The sequence below is a fragment of the Rhodopseudomonas sp. B29 genome (genome assembly GCF_000333455.1).
GTDB lineage: Bacteria > Pseudomonadota > Alphaproteobacteria > Rhizobiales > Xanthobacteraceae > Rhodopseudomonas.
Genome location: NZ_BADD01000517.1, coordinates 1 through 16,896 on the forward strand (window position 1 = coordinate 1; position 16,896 = coordinate 16,896).

Here is a 16,896-nt window from a genome sequence, read left to right on the forward strand (position 1 = left end):
CGGCAGAAAGAAGCCGAGCACTACCACCAGCACCAGAATTGCGAACAGCAGGCCCCAGCGCGGCAAATCCATCGCCACGATCGATTCCGCGGCGGATTGCGAGATGTGCAGATAGCTCATCACGTAGGAATACAGCAGCGACATGCCGATGATCATCATCAGCATGGTGGATTCGCGCACCGTCGAGGTCAGGATCGGCGACAGGTCGCTCGGCTTCCACACGCCGTAGATCAGCGCGATCAAGAGCAGCGCCAGCAGGCCGCCGAGCCCGGCGGTCTCGGAGGGCGTGGCATAGCCGCCATACAGCGCGATCATCACGCCGGTCAGCAGCACCACGAACGGCATCACCCGAGGCAACGCGCCGAAGCGCTGCGCCATGGTGAATTTCTCATCGGTCAGGATCGCCGAATTGGCGCCGGTCCTCTCGTAAAGCTCTTTGGCCGTGGCGTATTCGCGGCGGAAGCGGAACACGGCGTAGACGCCGAACAGCGTCACCAGCAACAGGCCCGGTCCAATGCCGGCGAGAAACAGCCGGCCGAGCGATTTCTCGGCGGCGACAGCGAATAGGATCATCGTCACCGAGGGCGGCAGCAGGATGCCCAGCGTGCCGCCGGCGGCGATAATGCCGGCCGCGAAGCCACCGGAGTAACCGCGCTTGCGCATCTCCGGAATGCCGGCCGAACCGATCGCCGAACACGTTGCCGGCGACGAGCCGGCCATCGCGGCGAACAGCGCGCAGGCAAACACGTTGGCGACGCCGAGGCCGCCGGGCACGCGGTGCAGCCAGGCATGCAGCGCGGAATACAGATCCTGGCCGGCGCGCGATTTGCCGATCGCCGCGCCCTTGAGAATGAACAGCGGGATCGACAGCAGCGTGATCGACGCCATCTCTTCGTAGACGTTCTGCGTCACCGTATCGAGCGACGCCGACGGCATGTAGATCGCCATGAACACCAGCGCGACGGCACCGAGCGCGAACGCGATCGGCATGCCCGAGAACATCGCCACCAGCGTCGCGACGCCGTAGCCGATGCCAATTCCCAGCACGGTCATGGCCGCAGGCCCTTCAGCGCGTTGGCGATCTGCAGCGCGATCTGAACGCACAGCAGCGTCATGCCGGCCGCCATCAGCGCGTAGGGGATCGCGAGCGGCGGCGACCAGATCGAATTCGACACCTGGCCGTCCACATAGGCTTCGTGTGTCAGCGTCCAGGATTTCCAGGCGAAGAACGCGCAAAACGCCAGACTGGCGATATCCACCAGCAGTAGGCGGATGCGGTTCACGAACGGCGGCAGCAGCCCGGTGAACGCCTCGATGCCGATATGGCCGCGCTGGCTCTGCACGAACGCCGCTGTCAGGAAGGTGGCGCCGACCAGCAGGAACACCGCGGCTTCGTCCTGCCAGTACGTTGCGCTACGGAACAGGCTGCGCACCACGACCGAGTAGCTGAGGATGCAGCAGGCCGCGACCAGCGCCAGTGCCGCGGCGATCAGGATGACGCGGTTGACGAAGGCCAGCGCATGGCCGAGGACGCCGCCCGTCTCACGATGGGCGGCGCTGGTCGGGTCGGATGGGCCCGCAACCGGTCCATGCATCAGGCGGCTTCGCTGGCGAGCTTGAGCAGGTTGGCTGCGGTCGGCGTGCGCGCCGCGTAGTCCTTCCACGCGGTGTCGCGGGCGATCGCGCGCCATTTGTCGACGGTAGCGGCGTCGAGCTTCTCGACCTTGGCGCCGGCCTTCTCGTAGACCTTGCCGACTTCGATATCGTCGGCCTGCGCGCCCTGTTTGCCGAAGGCTTCGAGTTCGCCGCCGACCTGCATAATGATGTCCTGCTGGTTCTTCGGCAGCTTGTCGAAGATCGCCTTCGACATCATCAGCGGCTCGAGCATGAACCAGTACGACGCGTCGGCGCCCGACGTGAGATGCTTGGCGACTTCCTCGAGCCGGAATGAGATCAGGCTGGTCGAGGAGGTGATGCCGGCGTCGCAGGCGCCGGTCTGCATCGCGGCGTAGATTTCATTCGAGGGCACCGACAGCACGGCCGCGCCGGCCTTCTGCAGCACCATGTCCATCTCGCGCGAGCCGCCGCGGATCTTCAGCCCCTTGGCGTCGTCGGGCGCCAGCATCGGATTGGTTCGGCTGGCGACACCGCCGGCCTGCCACACCCAGGTCACCAGCACGATGCCCTTGTCGGCGAGGAAGTCGGTCAGCGCCTTGCCGACGGGCTTGGTCTTCCACGCGAGGCCTTGATCATATGTCGAGACAAGGCCGGGCATCAGGCCGATATTGGTCTCGGGCAATTCGCCGCCCGCATAGGGCATCGGATACAGCGACAGATCGAGCGCGCCCTTGCGCATTGCCGAGAACTGCGCGTTGGTCTTGATCAGCGAAGAGCCCGGATAGACTTCGGCGGTGAGTTCGCCGCCGGAGCGCTTGCTGATCTCATCGGCGAACTTGCGGCACAGCCGATCGCGGAAGTCGCCTTTGTCGACTGTGCCGCCGGGGAACTGGTGCGAGATCTTCAGCGTCGTCGCGGCGTGCGCGGTGCCGAGGCCGAATTTGACGATCGCAGGAGCGGCGATCGCGGAGGCGAGAACGAGGCGGCGGCTGAGCATGTTTCTCTCCCATTGGTTTTCGTTTGTTGATCAATGGCTACAGCCTGCGTTGCGACATGGTCAAGACAGGGCAGCTCGCCCTGCCGATGTTTGTTAGTTGCGATGCAGCGTAGCGACCATGCTGCGTCGCACTGCGTCACGAGGCGACTGGCAAGTTGCTCAAAATTTTTGCGGAGCACCGCGTAACAGTTCCATTGCCCGGCGCGTCTGGAACAATGGCGGCAATTGCCGCGTCCCGATCGCTCCAACAGGATGACGACATGACCATCACCACCCGTATCGCCCTTGCTGTCTCCGCCGCCGTGTTTTCGGCCACCGTCGCGCTCGCGCCCGTCGCTCATGCGGAAGACAGCATGAAGAAGGACACGATGTCGAAGGACACAATGAGCAAAGACAGCATGTCGAAGACCGGCATGTCGAACGACAAGATGTCTCACGACGGCATGGCGAAAGACGGCATGAAGAAGGACAGCATGTCCAAGGATCACATGTCGAAAGACACGATGAAGAAGTAATCGATCACTCCGCACGACCTCGCTGCGCTCGCCCGGTGACGGGCGGGCGCGTTGCGGCGTGGCATCACTGTTGCGGCTGAAACGTAAGCAGGAGGGCGGTGATGGCCGTTGCGCGGGTTGTCGGCTGCGGCCGGTCCCGCTAAAACGCCGGTTCACTTGCGACCGACGTCGATCCCAAAGGACCATCCGATGCGTTTCGCTTCTCCCGCCGGCATGCTGCTGGCTTCCGCGCTGCTCGCCGCTGTTCCGGCGGCGGCGCTCATCTCGAGTACCCAAGCCATGTCAGAGACCGTCACCACCGCCTCAGGCCTGAAGATCGAAGACACCAAGGTCGGCACCGGCCCGTCGCCGAAGCCGGGCCAGATTTGCGTGATGCACTACACCGGCTGGCTGTACGAGAACGGCACCAAGGGCAAGAAATTCGACTCGTCGGTCGATCGCAACGAGCCGTTCGAATTCCCGATCGGCAAGGGCCGGGTCATCAAGGGCTGGGACGAGGGCGTTGCCTCGATGAAGGTCGGCGGCAAGCGCACGCTGATCATTCCGCCGGATCTCGGCTACGGCGCACGCGGCGCCGGCGGCGTCATCCCGCCGAACGCGACGCTGGTGTTCGACGTCGAACTGCTCGGCGTGAAGTAATTCGCGTTCATGAAGCGGCCGCTCGCATGACGCGGGCGGCCGCTCTTGTGTGAAGTGATTACTGACGCCCGCAATACATCAGCACGCTGGAGGCGCCCATGCCGCAGGTCGCGGCAACGCCACCCTTGGCGAGTTTGAGCGTATCGGCGAAGCGCGCCTTGGTGCCGGCGATGCAGAACGCCGACAGCAGTGTTTCGCCGTCCTCGCAGGACACCGGGCAGCCGTCCGACGCGCAGCTGTTCGAGGTCACGGTGCGGATCGGACTGACCGGAAGCGGCGCCACGGCGACCGCCTGAGTGGCGGTGTCTCCGCTGGGCGGCAGACCGTTCTTGGCAAACAGCACCACCGCAATGATCACGAGGGCCGCGAGGGCCAGGGTCGGAAATTTCATCATCAACCTCTTGCGTGCAATACGGCCGCTGCGCCGCCCGCAAAGCATAGTCGGCGGGCTGCGAACCGAAAGTCGGCGGAAGCCTGACAAATCGAACTAAGTCGTTGAGCTAAAGGTATTATTCTGCGTGTCCGCGCATCGTGGTACCGTTATCGACGTCACACGTGCGACGCGGTGTTGCTGTGCATTCATGCGGCAGCGCGATATGCATCGCCCAGCTACACACCACGAGAATGTCGGCTGGGGGCCCCGGACGCCGCCGACGTGGACTGCCGAGCCTCATGGACCAGCCGACACCTCCCGCCGAACCCGCAGCCGATCACCGGCAGCATCAGATGCTGGAGCGCATCGCCCATGTGGCGCTGCGCATCGGCACCACGCTGGCGCAGAGCGGCGCCTCGGTGCGCGTCGTCCACGAGGGCGCGCGGCTGGTGACCAGCGGGCTCGGCGCCGAAGTGCTGGGCATGCGCTCGGGCTACGCGTCGTTCGAGATCACCGTCGCGATGGGGCCGCTCACGACGACGCGCATGATGCAGATCGGCCCGCACGGCGTGAACCATCGGCTCGATTTCGCCGTGCGTGACCTCGCGGTGCGCGCGTCGCAGGGCGGCATGACGCCGGAGGAAATCTCAGCCGAATTGCTGCGGCTGGTGCAGGAGACGCCGCGGCATCCGCCGTGGCTCGTCGCGGTTGCCACCGGGCTCGCCTGCGCGGCGTTCGGCCGGCTGCTCGGCGCAGACTGGCCGTCCTTCGTGCCGACGCTGCTCGCGGCCGGGCTTGGCCAGCGCATCCGTCACGCGCTGCTGGCCCACCACACCAACGTGTTCGTCGTCGCCGGCATCGTCGGTTACTTCGCCGCCGCACTCGGCTGCATCGGCGCGCGGCTCGCTGGCAGCTCGACGGTCGAACTCGCGATGATGGCCTCGACGCTGCTGCTGGTGCCCGGCGTGCCGTCGACCAACGCCCAGACCGACATCATGGACGGCTACCCGACCATGGGCAGCGCCCGCGCCATCACCGTCATCATGATCATGGTGTTCGCCGTCACCGGCGTGTGGCTCGCCGAATTCCTGCTGAGGATCCACGCATGAGCGAGATGTGGCTGGCGATACTTCCGCATCTGGCTCACCAGGCCGCGTTCGGCGCGCTCGCCGCCGCCGGCTTCGGCGTGCTGTTCAATTTCGGCGGCCGCACGCTTTTGTGGTGCACGCTCGCCGGCGCGCTGGCGCTCGCCGCGCGTACGCTGGTGCAGCAGTTCGGCGGCAGCCTGGAGGCGGGGACCTTCGTGGCTTCACTGACGACCTCCTGCGCCGCGATCCTGGCGCAGCGCTGGCTAGGCCCGACCTCGAGCGCGGTTGCGCTCGCCGGCTGCATCCCGATGGTGCCGGGCGCGTTCTTCGGACAGGCCATGCTGGGGTACATTGCGGTCGCAGCGGATACTTCCGGCACCGCGACAGCTCAGCTTGTCGCTGCGTCGCAGGCGTTCGTGCGGGTGGTCACCATCGTCGGCGCGATCGGGGCAGGGCTGGCGATCCCGGCTTATTTGATGAAGAGCAGGCAGTTCTAAGCCTGCCGTCTTCTGCCGCGGGTACGGCATCGAGCTGTCAGGACATTCGGCCCTCGCGGCTCGCTCTCGTCCTGCCCCGAAGGCAAGCGTAGTCGGTCAAGCAGAAACGAGTATGCGGCCTTCCTGCTTCGATCGGCTCGGCTTGACCTTGATCTCGACGTCCGAACCGAAAGCGCGCACGAAATTCAGAAGGCGTTCGAGAGAGAAGCCCTCAAACTTACCCCTCAAAAGTTTCGACACGTCGGGCTGACGTAAGCCGATCTTGGTCGCGGCCTGTGCTTGCGTAAGCCCTTCGGCCTCGATCATCTTGGCGATCAGAATGACCAGACGGGCTTTCACGAGGTGTTCCTCAGGCAAGTCGAGCCCCAAATCGGCAAACACGTTTCCGCTGCCCCGAGTGATTTTCGACTTCTTTGCCATTTCGACCTTCGCGATCAGAGCTTCTTTTGAGGTGCGTAGTTTCGCTTGAAGTGATCCTCAGCTTCTTTCAGCCTGGAGACGATCAACTCGATATCGCGCGGCGGCGTTTTTGATCCGACCTTCGACTTCTTCTTGAACGCGTGAAGAACATAGACGATGTCGCCAAATTTCACGGTGTAAACGGCCCGGTAGGTATCACCGTCGAGATCTTCCACGACTTCGAGGACACCAGCACCGCCAAACCCTTTCAGCGGCTTGGCGTCGGGGTGTCTCATTCCCGACTCGGCCAGCAAGAGTGCGTAACCGAAGACGGCTCTCGCACCTTTCGGCAGGGACCTGAGGTCTTTCCTGCTAGTTCCGACAAAATGTACCGTTCTCGAGCGCTCAGGCCTCGGAAGGGCGGCCATTTGCGTCTCCATAGCAAAAATACTATAAAACTATCTGGTCAACTTCAAGCAGGCAGTGGCGATCCCAGCAGGATTCGAACCTGCAACCCGCGGAGTAGAAATCCGCTACTCTATCCAGTTGAGCTATGGGACCGTCGGGGCGTGTGCGGCGCCTTCTAATGCCTTGCGGGATACAAAATTTCCGGCTTTCCGACAACAAGTTCCGAACCATTCGAAAGGCTGGTGCGTCCAAGCGTTGGCGGCGGCGTTGTCATCGGCGCACCGTCACGCGAAGATGTGATTCGGAAGGAACGGGCGCCCGACATGGGACCGTCACAGCCTCGGCCATACGATTGCGCCGCTGGATCGGCGCTGCGGCCGTGCCAAGGATCGGGACAAGATTGTCGTGCCGGCCAAGCGCCGCGCGTTGGCTGGCCCGCCTTTCCTCCGATTGACGAACGCGGCTTTGGACCGCGGCAGGGGAGTTCGACATGATCGGATTGGTTCGCGCTTTTTCGCTGTGCGCCGTTTTGGCGCTCGGGCTCGGCTCGGTGCCGATCGGCTTTGCGCAGCTCAGTTCCGCGCAGGCGGCCGAAAAGGCGTTCCAGCGCGACGACCTGGCGGACTCGGCGATCAAGCTCGAAGCCCAGATCAAGAGCGAGGCGGGGCCGGTGGGCAAGCCGGCGGCGATGCTGCGCAGTGATGCCGACGCCGCCTTCAAGCGCGGCGACAACCGCACCGGGCTGGCCATCCTCGGCCAGATCGCCAGCGTCGATCCGGCCGATGCCGGTAACTGGCTGAAGCTCGCCAAGACCGTGTTCCAGATCTGGTCGCCGACCAGCAGCGAGCGCACCTTCCTGCTCGAGCGCGCCTCGACCGCCGCCTACATCGCCTATCAGCGTGCCGGCAATGCGGGCGAGGAGGCGGATGCACTGGCGGTGCTCGGCCGCGCGATGGCGGAACGCCATCTGTGGCGTCCGGCGCTGGACACGCTGCGGCTGTCGCTCGACCTGCGCGAGGTTGCCGATGTCCGCGGGCTCTATGAAAATCTTCGCGCCGATCACGGCTTCAAGCTGCTCGACTATACGGTGGACTCCGACTCCGCGTCACCGCGAGTGTGCTTCCAGTTCTCCGAGGCCTCGCCAGCGCACCGACTTCACCCGTTTCGTGGCGCTGGCCGGCGCGAACAAGCCGGCGCTGACGTCGGAAGAGAAACAGCTCTGCGTCGAGGGGCCTGACCCACGGCGAGCGCTACACCGTCAATCTGCGCTCCGGCCTGCCGTCGAGCGTGCGCGAAAGCCTGCCGAAGTCGGCCGAGTTCAACATCTATGTGCGCGACCGCAAGCCGTTCGTGCGCTTCACCGGCCGCGCCTATGTGCTGCCCAAGACCGGCCAGCGCGGCATTCCGCTGGTCTCCGTCAACACCAAGACCGTTGCCGTCCAGGTGTTTCGGATCGGCGACCGCAATCTGATCAACACCGTGGTCGACAGCGACTTCCAGAAGACGCTGAGCAGCTATCAGCTGAACGATCTCGGCAACGAGCGCGGCGTCAAAGTGTGGTCCGGCGATCTCGACACCGCGCCAGCGGCGCTCAATGCCGACGTCACAACCGCGTTTCCAGTCGATCAGGTGCTGACCGATCTGCAGCCCGGCGTCTATGTGATGACCGCCGCGCCCAAGGGGCCGGTTCCCGGTTCCGATTTCGACGGACAACTCGCCACGCAGTGGTTCATCGTCTCCGATCTCGGCCTGACGGCGTTCTCGGGCAATGACGGCATCCACGTCTTCGTCAATTCGCTGGCCTCGACCGCGCCCATGGCGAATGCCGAAGTGCGGCTGATCGCGCGCAACAATGAGGTGCTGGCGACGCGTAAGACCGACGCCTCCGGCCACGTGCTGTTCGAGGCCGGGCTGGCGCGCGGCGAGGGCGGTCTGTCGCCGGCGCTGCTGACCGCCAGTGCCGACAAGGCCGACTATGCCTTCCTCAGTCTCAAGACCAACGCTTTCGATCTGACCGACCGCGGCGTCGCGGGCCGCGCCGTGCCGGCTGGCGCCGATGCCTTCGTCTATGCCGAGCGCGGCGTCTATCGCTCGGGCGAGACCGTGCATCTCACCGCGCTGCTGCGCGATGGCCAGGCCAACGCCGTCGTCGCCACGCCGATGACGCTGGTGATCGAGCGGCCGGACGGTGTCGAGTACCGCCGCGCCGTGCTGTCCGACCAGGGTGCCGGCGGCCGCAGCCTCGATGTCGCGCTGAACTCCGCGGTGCCGACCGGCACGTGGCGGGTTCGCGCCTTCACCGACCCGAAGGGATCGAGCGTCGGCGAGACCACCTTCATGGTCGAAGACTATGTCCCGGACCGGATCGAATTCGATCTGTCGTCCAAGGACAAGCTGATCAAAGCTGATGCTCCAGTGGAACTGAAGGTCGACGGCCACTTCCTGTATGGCGCGCCAGCTTCGGGGCTGGCACTGGAAGGCGACCTGCTGGTCGCGCCGTCGGCCGGCCGGCCGGGCTATACCGGCTATCAGTTCGGTGTCGCCGACGAGGAGACCACGTCCAACGAGCGCACGCCGCTGGAGAACCTGCCGGAGGCCGACGACAACGGCGTCGCCACGTTCCCGGTCAGCCTGCCGAAGCCGCCGTCCTCGACGCGCCCACAGGAGGCGCAGATCTTCATCCGGATGCGCGAGACCGGCGGCCGCGCCGTCGAGCGCAAGCTGGTGCTGCCGGTCGCGCCCGCCGCGGCGATGATCGGCGTCAAGCCGCTGTTCAATGACAAGAACGTCGCGGAGGGCGACACCGCCAAGTTCGACGTCGCCTTCGTGGCGCCGGACGGAACCTCGCTGTCGCGCTCCGGGCTGCGCTATGAGCTGCTGAAGATCGAGTCGCATTATCAGTGGTACCGGCAGAATTCGTCCTGGGACTACGAGCCGGTGAAGTCGACCAAGCGCGTCGCCGACGGCGATGTGACGGTCGAGGCGAACAAGCCGGCGCGGCTGCAGTTCAATCCGGAGCCGGGCCGCTACCGGCTCGACGTCAAGACGGCGGACGCCGCCGGTCCGATCACCTCGGTGCAGTTCGATGTCGGCTGGTACTCGGACGGCTCGGCCGACACGCCGGACCTGCTCGAGACCTCGATCGACAAGCCGGAATACGCCTCCGGCGATACGCTGACGGTCACCGTCAACGCGCGGACCGCCGGGCTCTTGACCGTCAACGTGCTGGGTGACCGGCTGCTGACGACCCAGTCGCAGGAGGTCAAGCAAGGCAGCTCGCAGGTCAAGCTGCAGGTCGGCAAGGACTGGGGCTCGGGCGCCTACGTGATGGCGACGCTGCGCCGGCCGCTCGATGCCAACGCCCAGCGCATGCCTGGCCGCGCCATCGGGCTGAAATGGTTCTCGATCGACAAGAACGCCCGCACGCTCCAGGTGGCGCTGACGCCGCCCGCTTTGGTGCGGCCGTCGACGACGTTGAAGCTGCCGGTGAAGCTCACCGGCCTCAATCCGGGCGAAGACGCCAAGATCGCCGTCGCGGCGGTCGATGTCGGCATCCTCAATCTCACCGGCTACAAGCCGCCGGCGCCGGACGATTACTATCTCGGCCAGCGCCGCCTCACCGCCGAGGTCCGCGACCTCTATGGTCAGCTCATCGACGGCATGCAGGGTGCGCGCGGCCAGATCCGCTCCGGCGGCGACGCCGGTGCAGCCGAGCTGCAGGGCAGCCCGCCGACGCAAAAGCCGCTGGCGCTGTATTCGGGCATCGTTACCGTCGCCGCCGACGGCACGGCGACCATCGACTTCGACATTCCCGAGTTCGCCGGCACCGCGCGGGTGATGGCGGTGGCATGGACCGCCACCAAGGTCGGCCGCGCCAATGTCGACGTCACGGTGCGCGATCCGGTGGTGCTGACCACGACGCTGCCGCGCTTCCTGCGCAACGGCGATCACGGCACCATGGCGTTCGATCTCGACAACGTCGAGGGTGCGCCCGGCGACTACGCCATCAGCGTCAAGGCGACCGGGCCGGTGAAGCTCGGCGGCGCCTCGACCACGACGCTGAAGCTCGCCGCCAAGCAGCGCGGTTCGACGCAGCTCGCGCTCGACGCCGGCGGAGCAGGGGCGGCGACGCTCGACGTGGACATCAAGGGGCCGAACGGGCTGGCGCTGGCGCGGCACTACGCGCTCGACATCCGCCCGGCGACGCAGACTTTGGCGCGGCGTGCGGTGCGCACGCTGGCCAAGAACGAGAGCCTGACGCTGACCAGCGACATGTTCGTCGACCTGGTGCCGGGCACCGGCGGCGTATCGCTGTCGGTCGGCGTGTCGCCGGCGCTCGACGCGGCCACCATCCTCAAGGCGCTCGACCGCTATCCGTTCGGCTGCTCCGAGCAGATCACCAGCCGCGCGCTGCCGCTGCTCTACGTCAACGATCTGTCGGCCAGCGCCCACCTGGCGATGGACACGACCGCCGACGAGCGCATCAAGGGCGCGATCGACCGGCTGTTGGCGCGGCAGGGCTCGAACGGCTCGTTCGGGCTGTGGTCGGCGGGCGGCGACGACGCCTGGCTCGACGCCTACGTCACTGACTTCCTGACCCGTGCCCGCGAGAAGAACTTCGTGGTGCCCGATGTGGCGTTCCGCGCCGCGCTGGATCGCATCCGCAACGCGGTGGTCAATGCCGACGAGCCCGAGAAGGACGGCGGCCGCGATCTGGCCTACGGGCTCTATGTGCTGGCCCGCAACGGCGTCGCGCCTGTCGGCGACCTGCGCTACCTCGCCGACACCAAGCTCGATAAGATCGCCACCCCGATTGCCAAGTCGCAGATCGCCGCCGCCCTGGCGCTGGTCGGCGACCGCGCCCGGGCCGAGCGGGTTTACGCGGCGGCGGCCGACAGCCTGGCGCCCAAGCCCGTGCTGCAGTTCGGCCGTGTCGACTACGGTTCGGAGCTGCGTGACGCGGCGGCCCTGGTGTCGCTCGCCAGCGAGGGCAACGCGCCGCGGGCGACGCTGACCACGGCGGTGCAGCGCGTCGAAGCCTCACGCGGCCTGACGCCATATACGTCGACCCAGGAAAACGCCTGGCTGGTGCTGGCGGCGCGTGCGCTCGCCAAGGACCCGATCAGCCTCGACCTGAACGGCGGCGCGGTGAAGACGGCGCTGTTCCGCAGCTACAAGGCCGACGAGGTCAAGAGCCAGCCGATCAAGATCGTCAACACCGGCGACAATCCGGTGCAGGCGGTGGTCAGCGTCAGCGGGTCGCCGATCACGCCGGAGCCGGCCGCAGCCAACGGCTTCAAGATCGAGCGTAATTACTACACGCTCGCCGGCGAGCCGGCCGACATCACCAAGGCCAAGCAGAACGACCGCTACGCCGTGGTGCTGAAGATCACCGAGCCCAAGCCGGAGTACGGCCACATCATGGTGGCGGATTATCTGCCGGCCGGGCTCGAGATCGACAATCCGCATCTGGTGTCGTCGGGCGACAGCGGCACGCTGGACTGGATCGAGGACGGCGTCGAAGCCGCCAACACCGAGTTCCGCGACGACCGCTTCACCGCCGCCATCGACCGCAAGGCCGACGACAAGTCGGTGTTCACCGTGGCCTATGTGGTCCGCGCCGTGTCGCCCGGCAAATACGTGCTGCCGCAGGCCTATGTCGAGGACATGTACAACCCCTCGCGCTACGGCCGCACCAACACCGGCGCCATCGAAGTCAAGGCGGCGAAGTGAGCGGAGAACCGACCACAAGCACGTCGTCATGCCCGGGCTCGTCCCGGGCATCCACGAGCAGTTTATCCCCGCGTCAAGACGTGGATGGCCGGGACAAGCCCGGCCATGACGGGCGGAGAGTGCGGTGGCGGGCAGCGAGGATTGCGCTTGCCGCGATGGTGGTTCTCATCGTCGCGTCGCTCGGCGGCCTTGCCGCCTATGCCTGGTCGCTCGGCCCATTGCCGCTCGACGAGGCGCGGAAAGCGTCGGTCACGGTTCTCGACCGCCACGGCAAGCTGCTGCGCGCTTATGCGATGGCGGATGGACGGTGGCGGCTGCCGGTTCATGCGCAAAGCGATGTCGATCCGCGCTATTTGAAGCTGCTGCTGGCCTACGAGGACAAGCGGTTCTACTCGCATCATGGCGTCGATCCGCTGGCAGTCGGGCGGGCGGCGTGGCAGCTCGTCACCCGCGGCCACATCGTCTCCGGCGGCTCGACCATCACCATGCAGCTGGCGCGGCTGCTCGAGCCGCGGCGGCAGCGCTCGGTCTCGGCCAAGCTGCGCCAGATGGTGCGGGCAATCGAGCTCGAACACGAACTCAGCAAGCAGCAGATCCTCGATCTGTATCTGACGCTGGCGCCCTATGGCGGCAATCTCGAAGGCATCCGCGCCGCGTCGATCGCTTACTTCGGCAAGGAGCCGAAGCGGCTATCGCTTGCCGAGTCCGCGCTGCTGGTGGCGCTGCCGCAGTCGCCGGAGACGCGGCGGCTCGACCGCCATCCCGATAACGCGCGGGTCGCGCGCGACCACGTGCTGACGCTGATGGTCGCCGACGGCGTCGTCGCCGCCGACGATGCGGCGCAGGCCGAGGCGGTGCCGGTGCTGCGCCAGCGCAAGCCGATGCCGGTACTGGCGCCGCATTCGGCCGATCAGGCGCTGACGACCGCGAGCGGTGCCCAAACCATCCGACTGACGCTCGACGGCACGATCCAACGCGCCCTGGAAGCGCTAGCGCGTGACCGCGCGGCGTCGCTCGGGCGCGACATCTCGATCGGCATCCTGGCCATCGACAACGAGTCGGCCGAGGTGCTGGCCCATGTCGGTTCGGCGGATTATTTCGACGACCGCCGGGCAGGGCAGGTCGACATGGTCCGAGCGGTGCGCTCGCCCGGCTCGACGCTCAAGCCGTTCATCTACGGGATGGCGTTCGAGGACGGCTTCGTTCATCCCGACAGCCTGATCGAGGACCGGCCGGCGCGGTTCGGCGTCTATGCGCCGGAGAACTTCGACATGACGTTTCAGGGCACGGTGCCGGTGCGGAAAGCGCTGCAACTGTCGCTGAACGTGCCGGCAATCGAGCTGCTCGACCGCGTCGGCGCGAGCCGGTTGGCGTCGCGGCTGAAACAGGCTGGGGCCGGGCTGGTGCTGCCGAACGGCGAAGTGCCAGGCCTCGCCATGGGCCTCGGCGGCGTCGGTATCCGGTTGATCGATCTGGTGCAGCTCTATGGAGGTCTGGCGCGTCTCGGCAACGTGCTGCCACTCAAGGAGATCGCCAGCGATTCCAGTGACAACCGCGAGAGTTTGCGCCTGATGGATAAGGTCGCGGCGTGGCAGGTCGGCAACGTCCTGATCGACACGCCGCCGCCCGATAACGCCATGCGGCACCAGATCGCGTTCAAGACCGGCACCTCCTATGGCTATCGCGACGCTTGGTCGGTCGGCTTCGACGGCAAGATGACGATCGGTGTCTGGGTCGGCCGGCCGGACGGTGCGCCTGTCCCGGGCCTGATCGGCCGCTCCGCCGCGGCGCCGATCCTGTTCGATGCCTTCGCCCGCACTGGGCAGCTGCGCACACCGCTGCCGAAGCCGCCGCGCGGCACGCTGATCGCCAGTAATGCCAAGCTGCCGCTGCCGCTGCGCCGCTTCCGTCCTGCGGGCGAACTGGTCCGCGCCAGCGGCGATCAGGCGCTGCGCATCCAGTTTCCGCTGAACGGCTCGCGGATCGACGCCGTCAGCCAGGCCTCGACCGGCGCGCTGCCAGTCAAAGTCGCGGGCGGGGTGCTGCCGATGACCGTGATGGTCAATGGCGTGGTCGCCGGGGAGATCGACGGCCGGCGCCAGCGGCTGGTCGCGCCGCCGGGGCCCGGGTTCGCCCGGGTGACGGTCATGGACGCTTTGGGCGTTGCAGACACAGTCGTGGTCCGAATCCAGTAGAATTCGGCTAAGCAGTTGATCGGCGGATCGGTTTCAGCGTATGCGACACCGATGATCAAGACCGCTGCCAGCCCCCGTTTCGGCGCCCCGCGCGAGCCCAAGAGGATTCTCGACCCGGGCCGCGCGCTGCTGGCCGTGCTCGATTTCGTCACCGTCAGCCACCTGCGCTCCGCGGCGTTCCTGCTTGTGGTCGGGCTGCTGTTCTTCCTGCCGGGCTTCTTCAACATCCCGCCGATCGACCGCGACGAGGCGCGCTTCGCCCAGGCCACCAAGCAGATGGTCGAGAGCGGCGATCCGATCGACATCCGCTATCAGGACGAAGTCCGCTACAAGAAGCCGGTCGGCATCTACTGGTTGCAGGCGAGCGTGGTGGAGACTGCCGGCAAGCTCGGGCTGCCGCGTGCTCAGGTGCGCATCTGGCTGTATCGCGTGCCGTCACTGACCGGCGCGATCGGCGCCGTGCTGATGACCTATTGGGCCGCGCTGGCTTTCGTCGGACGCCGCGGCGCCGTGGTGGCCGGACTCATTCTGAGTAGTTCGATCCTGCTCGGTGTCGAGGCGCGGCTCGCCAAGACGGATGCGTTCCTGCTGTTCACGGTCGTGGCGGCAATGGGCGCCATGGCGCGCGCGTATCTCACCTGGCAACGCGGCGATGATTCCGCGCCGGGCTGGCTCGAGCCGGCCGTGTTCTGGACGGCGCTTGCTGCCGGTTTTCTGATCAAGGGCCCGCTGATCCTGATGTTCGTGGTGCTGACGCTGATCCCGTTGGCGATCCTCGATCGCTCGTTGGCGTGGTTGAAGCGGCTGCGGCCGGCGGTCGGCGTCGTCTGGATGCTGCTGCTGGTGTTGCCGTGGTTCGTCGCGATCTTCCTGCGCGCCGGCGACAGCTTCTTCGCCAATTCGGTCGGCGGCGACATGCTGAGCAAGATCGCGTCGTCGCAAGAGTCGCACGGTGCGCCGCCCGGCCTGTACTTCGTGCTGTTCTGGCTGACCTTCTGGCCCGGCGCGCCGCTCGCCGCGATGGCGACGCCGGCGATCTGGCGGGCGCGGCGCGAGCCCGGCGCGCAGTTCCTGCTGGCCTGGCTGGTGCCGAGCTGGATCGTATTCGAGCTGGTGATCACCAAGCTGCCGCACTACGTGCTGCCGCTCTATCCGGCGATCGCCATCATGGCGGCGGGAGCTGTGGAGGGCCGGGTGCTGTCGCGCTCCTGGCTGGCTAAGGGTGCGGCGTGGTGGTTCGCGATCCCGGTCATCGTGCTGTCGCTCGCGGTGATCGGCTCGATCATGCTGACCAAGCAGCCGACCTTCCTGGCCTGGCCGTTCGTGGCGTTCTCGCTGATCTGCGGCCTGTTCGCCTGGCGGCTGTTCGACGACAACCGCGCCGAGGCGTCTCTGTTGAACGCGGTGCTGGCGTCGCTGTTCTTGCAGATGGCGGTGCTCGGGGTCGTGGTGCCGACGCTGCGGCCGGTGTTTCCGAGCGTCGAAATCGCCCGCGAACTGCGCAAGGTCGTCTGCGTCGGCCCGAAGGCGGCCGCAGCCGGTTATCACGAGCCGAGTCTCGTATTCATGACCGGCACCGACACGCTGCTGACCGACGGCTCGGGGGCTGCCGACTTCCTGCTCGGCGGCCAATGCCGCTTTGCCATCGTCGAGTCGCGCAGCGAGCGGGCTTTCGCGTCGCGCGCCGAAGCGATCGGCCTGCGCTACGAATTGCAGGCGCGGATCGACGGCTACAATTTTTCGCAAGGCAAGCCGGTTTCGATCGCGATCTTCCGCTCGGCTGGTACGCATTAACATGGCGCGCCAATTGGAGGCCGCGCCGCGGGGCTATTTTGCCGATCTGGGATCGCTGATCGTTCAGGCGCTGGCGCGCCTCGTTCGCGAACCATCGCATTCGCGGCGGGCCGAGGCGAAGCGGCGTTGGGCGAGGCATGCGCTGCTACTGACGGCTGTGCTGGCCTGCGTCATCGTCCTGCTGATGTTCGTGGTCGATGCCTACGAAATCAACCTGATGCCGAAGCGCGGCACGCCGTCGCTGTGGCCGGTGAAGATCCTCACCGATTTTGGCAAGTCGCAATACGTGCTGTGGGTGCTGGGACTGTCGTTCGTGCCGGTGCTGCTCGTGCTGCCGCGGCTGTCCGGCGCGGCGCGTGCGACGATGATCGGCATCGGCACACGGACTTCAAGCAGTGCGATAGCGGCGCGTTTAGTGAAGAGGCACCTTCTGACGAATTCATGAAGGCTCTTTCCGACGATCTAAACACTCCACGAGCGATTGCAGAGCTTCACCGACTGGCAAAATTTGCTCGAGAAGGCGATGCCCGTACCAAAGAGTTAATGACAAATTCTGTCGCAACGCTAGATCTCACGGTTCAGTCAGCTCGCAATAAGGTAGTTACGGGACTTCGGCTTCTAGGCATCGACTCAGGAATATG

General features: G+C 66.2%; 14 protein-coding genes, 1 tRNA gene and 1 pseudogene. 9 read left to right on the forward strand and 7 right to left on the reverse strand.

Annotation, left to right across the window (positions count from 1 at the left end; translation table 11 throughout):
- From I5M_RS18250 to dctP, 3 genes are all read right to left on the reverse strand, one after another.
- A partial coding sequence (locus I5M_RS18250) for a TRAP transporter large permease (protein WP_022722712.1) occupies positions 1-1,053 on the reverse strand: 1,053 nt, incomplete at its 3' end.
- Positions 1,050-1,598: a TRAP transporter small permease gene (locus I5M_RS18255; protein WP_031336938.1), complete on the reverse strand. Its 549-nt coding sequence runs from the start codon at positions 1,596-1,598 to the stop codon at positions 1,050-1,052. The genes I5M_RS18250 and I5M_RS18255, both read right to left, overlap by 4 nt.
- The gene (gene dctP / locus I5M_RS18260; protein ID WP_022722714.1) at positions 1,595-2,614 is read right to left on the reverse strand and encodes a TRAP transporter substrate-binding protein DctP; all 1,020 of its coding nucleotides are present in this window, start codon (positions 2,612-2,614) and stop codon (positions 1,595-1,597) included. Before dctP ends, I5M_RS18255 begins: the two co-directional genes overlap by 4 nt.
- A gap of 260 nt (positions 2,615-2,874) precedes the next feature.
- Between dctP and I5M_RS18265 the strand changes: the two genes are divergently transcribed.
- Both I5M_RS18265 and I5M_RS18270 read left to right on the forward strand, forming a co-directional pair.
- On the forward strand, positions 2,875-3,129 hold the full coding sequence (locus I5M_RS18265) for a pentapeptide MXKDX repeat protein (protein WP_022722715.1): 255 nt from the start codon (positions 2,875-2,877) through the stop codon (positions 3,127-3,129).
- 189 nt (positions 3,130-3,318) lie between these two features.
- The gene (locus I5M_RS18270; protein ID WP_031336941.1) at positions 3,319-3,768 is read left to right on the forward strand and encodes an FKBP-type peptidyl-prolyl cis-trans isomerase; all 450 of its coding nucleotides are present in this window, start codon (positions 3,319-3,321) and stop codon (positions 3,766-3,768) included.
- A 58-nt stretch (positions 3,769-3,826) separates the two neighbouring features.
- Here I5M_RS18270 and I5M_RS18275 read toward each other — a convergent pair whose 3' ends face one another.
- Positions 3,827-4,159: a hypothetical protein gene (locus I5M_RS18275; protein ID WP_031336943.1), complete on the reverse strand. Its 333-nt coding sequence runs from the start codon at positions 4,157-4,159 to the stop codon at positions 3,827-3,829.
- 281 nt (positions 4,160-4,440) lie between these two features.
- On the opposite strand from I5M_RS18275, the gene I5M_RS18280 reads away from it, so the two are divergent.
- Both I5M_RS18280 and I5M_RS18285 read left to right on the forward strand, forming a co-directional pair.
- Positions 4,441-5,250 carry a threonine/serine exporter family protein gene (locus I5M_RS18280; RefSeq protein WP_031336945.1) on the forward strand — a complete coding sequence of 270 codons (810 nt, stop codon included), beginning with the start codon at positions 4,441-4,443 and terminating at the stop codon, positions 5,248-5,250.
- A complete protein-coding gene (locus tag I5M_RS18285) occupies positions 5,247-5,726 on the forward strand; it encodes a threonine/serine exporter family protein (protein ID WP_022722719.1) in 480 nt (159 codons plus the stop codon). Before I5M_RS18280 ends, I5M_RS18285 begins: the two co-directional genes overlap by 4 nt.
- A 96-nt stretch (positions 5,727-5,822) precedes the next feature.
- Here I5M_RS18285 and I5M_RS18290 read toward each other — a convergent pair whose 3' ends face one another.
- From I5M_RS18290 to I5M_RS18300, 3 genes are all read right to left on the reverse strand, one after another.
- Complete coding sequence (locus tag I5M_RS18290) at positions 5,823-6,146, reverse strand: helix-turn-helix domain-containing protein (protein ID WP_022722720.1); 324 nt, start codon at positions 6,144-6,146, stop codon at positions 5,823-5,825.
- 14 nt (positions 6,147-6,160) lie between these two features.
- Positions 6,161-6,553 carry a type II toxin-antitoxin system RelE/ParE family toxin gene (locus I5M_RS18295; RefSeq protein ID WP_031336947.1) on the reverse strand — a complete coding sequence of 131 codons (393 nt, stop codon included), beginning with the start codon at positions 6,551-6,553 and terminating at the stop codon, positions 6,161-6,163.
- Positions 6,554-6,609: 56 nt separating this feature from the next.
- Positions 6,610-6,686: transfer RNA gene (locus tag I5M_RS18300), tRNA-Arg, on the reverse strand.
- A gap of 337 nt (positions 6,687-7,023) precedes the next feature.
- On the opposite strand from I5M_RS18300, the pseudogene I5M_RS30075 reads away from it, so the two are divergent.
- The 5 genes and pseudogenes from I5M_RS30075 to I5M_RS31495 all read left to right on the forward strand — a co-directional run.
- Positions 7,024-12,266, forward strand: a pseudogene (locus I5M_RS30075) (alpha-2-macroglobulin).
- Between the two features lie 155 nt (positions 12,267-12,421).
- Complete coding sequence (gene pbpC / locus I5M_RS18310; RefSeq protein WP_022722722.1) at positions 12,422-14,461, forward strand: penicillin-binding protein 1C; 2,040 nt, start codon at positions 12,422-12,424, stop codon at positions 14,459-14,461.
- A 51-nt stretch (positions 14,462-14,512) separates the two neighbouring features.
- Positions 14,513-16,255: a glycosyltransferase family 39 protein gene (locus I5M_RS18315; protein ID WP_022722723.1), complete on the forward strand. Its 1,743-nt coding sequence runs from the start codon at positions 14,513-14,515 to the stop codon at positions 16,253-16,255.
- Between the two features lies 1 nt (position 16,256).
- The gene (locus I5M_RS18320; RefSeq protein ID WP_022722724.1) at positions 16,257-16,700 is read left to right on the forward strand and encodes a hypothetical protein; all 444 of its coding nucleotides are present in this window, start codon (positions 16,257-16,259) and stop codon (positions 16,698-16,700) included.
- Positions 16,697-16,896, forward strand: a 200-nt coding sequence (locus I5M_RS31495; protein WP_199900048.1) for a DALR domain-containing protein, incomplete at its 3' end; no start/stop codon positions are given. The genes I5M_RS18320 and I5M_RS31495, both read left to right, overlap by 4 nt.

What these genes read in the sequence shown, in the direction of transcription:
- dctP (WP_022722714.1), bottom strand. Translation starts at nt 2,614, where the DNA reads ATGCTCAGCCGCCGCCTCGTTCTCGCCTCCGCGATCGCCGCTCCTGCG.
- I5M_RS18265 (WP_022722715.1), top strand. Translation starts at nt 2,875, where the DNA reads ATGACCATCACCACCCGTATCGCCCTTGCTGTCTCCGCCGCCGTGTTT.
- I5M_RS18270 (WP_031336941.1), top strand. Translation starts at nt 3,319, where the DNA reads ATGCGTTTCGCTTCTCCCGCCGGCATGCTGCTGGCTTCCGCGCTGCTC.
- I5M_RS18275 (WP_031336943.1), bottom strand. Translation starts at nt 4,159, where the DNA reads ATGAAATTTCCGACCCTGGCCCTCGCGGCCCTCGTGATCATTGCGGTG.
- I5M_RS18280 (WP_031336945.1), top strand. Translation starts at nt 4,441, where the DNA reads ATGGACCAGCCGACACCTCCCGCCGAACCCGCAGCCGATCACCGGCAG.
- I5M_RS18285 (WP_022722719.1), top strand. Translation starts at nt 5,247, where the DNA reads ATGAGCGAGATGTGGCTGGCGATACTTCCGCATCTGGCTCACCAGGCC.
- I5M_RS18290 (WP_022722720.1), bottom strand. Translation starts at nt 6,146, where the DNA reads ATGGCAAAGAAGTCGAAAATCACTCGGGGCAGCGGAAACGTGTTTGCC.
- I5M_RS18295 (WP_031336947.1), bottom strand. Translation starts at nt 6,553, where the DNA reads ATGGCCGCCCTTCCGAGGCCTGAGCGCTCGAGAACGGTACATTTTGTC.
- pbpC (WP_022722722.1), top strand. Translation starts at nt 12,422, where the DNA reads ATGGTGGTTCTCATCGTCGCGTCGCTCGGCGGCCTTGCCGCCTATGCC.
- I5M_RS18315 (WP_022722723.1), top strand. Translation starts at nt 14,513, where the DNA reads ATGATCAAGACCGCTGCCAGCCCCCGTTTCGGCGCCCCGCGCGAGCCC.
- I5M_RS18320 (WP_022722724.1), top strand. Translation starts at nt 16,257, where the DNA reads ATGGCGCGCCAATTGGAGGCCGCGCCGCGGGGCTATTTTGCCGATCTG.